3 protein-coding genes are annotated in these 2,172 nt (G+C 39.0%); all 3 read right to left on the bottom strand.

From position 1 onward, the window contains the following. The coding region (locus IAE45_RS18475; RefSeq protein ID WP_200143164.1) for a hypothetical protein at window positions 1-485 on the bottom strand (485 nt) is incomplete at its 3' end. Beyond that, window positions 482-1,987, bottom strand: coding sequence for a distal tail protein Dit (locus IAE45_RS18480; RefSeq protein WP_200143165.1), 1,506 nt, complete (start codon window positions 1,985-1,987; stop codon window positions 482-484). The genes IAE45_RS18480 and IAE45_RS18475, both read right to left, overlap by 4 nt. Beyond that, the coding region (locus tag IAE45_RS19125) for a hypothetical protein (RefSeq protein ID WP_233619191.1) at window positions 1,987-2,172 on the bottom strand (186 nt) is incomplete at its 5' end. The genes IAE45_RS18480 and IAE45_RS19125, both read right to left, overlap by 1 nt.

Consider the following 2,172-nt stretch of genomic DNA (forward strand, 5'->3'; position numbering starts at 1 on the left):
TTGAACATCTCGCATATCTGCTGCAATCTCGTTAAAGTAGTGTCGTTGTTAGTAAACTCCATTTTCATTTTGGCATCTACTAACTCGTTCAAACCAATTTCCCAACCACTATCGTATATTTCCCGATTAACGTAATACTCGACAGGTTGGACAAACGATGCCGGAAATATCATCGGAGTTTCGTTGATCAACTCCATGCCCAAATCTTCGTAGTGACAGGTACGTGTATACTCATCTTCATCGGTGTCCATCAACGTCAGACAAATATTCTCGCCATTTTCGTCTTGGAAGACGATATGCGTACCCACTTGAATCATCCCAGCATCTTCATGATTCTTATCGATCGCGCAATCAAATGTATTCAAAAGTGTTCCGTTAGATATACCGTATGTGTGCGTGTCGTCCGTCAATATAACTGAGTTATCGGCTTCATCGTCGATCATACAAATGGAGTTGAATTCTCTGTTTAAAATATGATAAATCATAAGAATCTCTCCTCTACCGTGGCTGTGACTATTGGATCAACCGTACTTTCATGTGATATGAACACCTCTGTTTCTCCGATGTTCGAAATAATCGGCTGCGATCCTACTACGAAATAATCATTTGCTGTGATTCCATTTATGGTGACCTTAGAAGTTGACCCATCAAAAATAAGCTGATCTCCTTCCAAAAATGTTTTGGGAATCAACTTATCGTCACGAGTATTAAATTTGGTTAGCTTTAAATGTGTAAGCGACTGGTAAATTGGTTGCTTGTTTCGCCAGTTTAGAAAGTTTATATCAACCCTTGTAGGTTTTAACATTGCTATGGCTTCGTTGGTCCAGTTATGCGTTGCCTTCCAAGATTCGTTGAAACCACCTTTAGGATTGTTCACGAGTCTGGCCAGATAGAAATCAAAATTATTGCCGACTTTGCGAATACGGATCATACCAAAAAAGCCACCATTCGTGTTTCGAACAGCCGCTGGTAAAAAACCTGATTTAATTTCCGCATCACCAACATAAAATTTATACTCAACCCTATCTTGTTGATCGGTATTGTCTTTCATTTCAAATCCACATATAAAAAGATTATCTGCATCTACTAGATTCAACTCGAAAAGTCCTTGTTTCTTGGCTTTGTCTTTTGTGGCCCCATTTGGCTTAAAATTAAACCGTGCGTAAATTTCGCAATCCTCAACGTCGTTGAAAAAACGTGTTAGTGTTGGACCATGCCAAAATGCATCATCGGCACCAGACGGTCCATAGCTATCAACTGTTATTGCATCAGCTTCATACTTCAACGATCCTTGTATTTGCGAAGTGTTATCGCCAGAATCATTCCGCCATCGAATTTTACCTACGTTCCTTGAATATTGACCGCTAGTAGCTGATTTCATTGGGTCGTTAAACAAAACGACATTTGACAAGTCTTCATCGATATCCTCTGATGTTACATATCCTAGCTGCAATATACGATCTTCAGTGACAAACCCAATTGATTCGCAATCGGCTAAAAAATCTACTGTCCAAGTGATTGGCGCTTTGTATGTGCCTTCGTTTTGTATGACTACAGAATCATCAACAAGTTGGAAATCCTTGGTCTGGATGGCGTGTGCTAACCCATCCTCACAAATGAATTCAATTGTTCCATATGCTTCCCCACGGTATTCTAGTGATCGCTTTAGAGAAGATTCACCATTAAGTTTCACCCAAAAGAATCTGTCTGGCTCATCCGAAAACCAAAGTTTCTGATTCCCTTCCTTAAATAACTGTAATGCTAACCTGTCTTTCATCTCTCTGAAATTGCCGTTCAAAGCATATAGAGACAACTTTATATACCGCTCCTCAAAACGTGTCTGTGAGACTCTCACACCATTTAATCGGCTGATCTGCTTCGTTGTATTTGTAACGTTTGGAAATAACCCTCTATCTGGTTCTTCCGTCAGGTCAAAATAATCGGACAAGACGAATCCATCCAACGTTATTTTTAAATCACTAATCATTAAATAGTTCCTCCTGCCCTTCTAATTTCACTTCTTTCTTGTGCTTTTTTATTTTTATCAAGTAATCCTCCTACAACTTTCGTATCCATAAACAGCTTCATATTCTTCAAATCTTCACCAAAGTTTGACATGATTTCTATGAGTATTTCGAGTTGTTGAGAGTAATCCTGTGTACGGACATTAAT

Origin of the sequence: Enterococcus sp. S53, assembly GCF_016516865.1 — a bacterium.
Lineage (GTDB): Bacteria > Bacillota > Bacilli > Lactobacillales > Enterococcaceae > Enterococcus_D > Enterococcus_D innesii.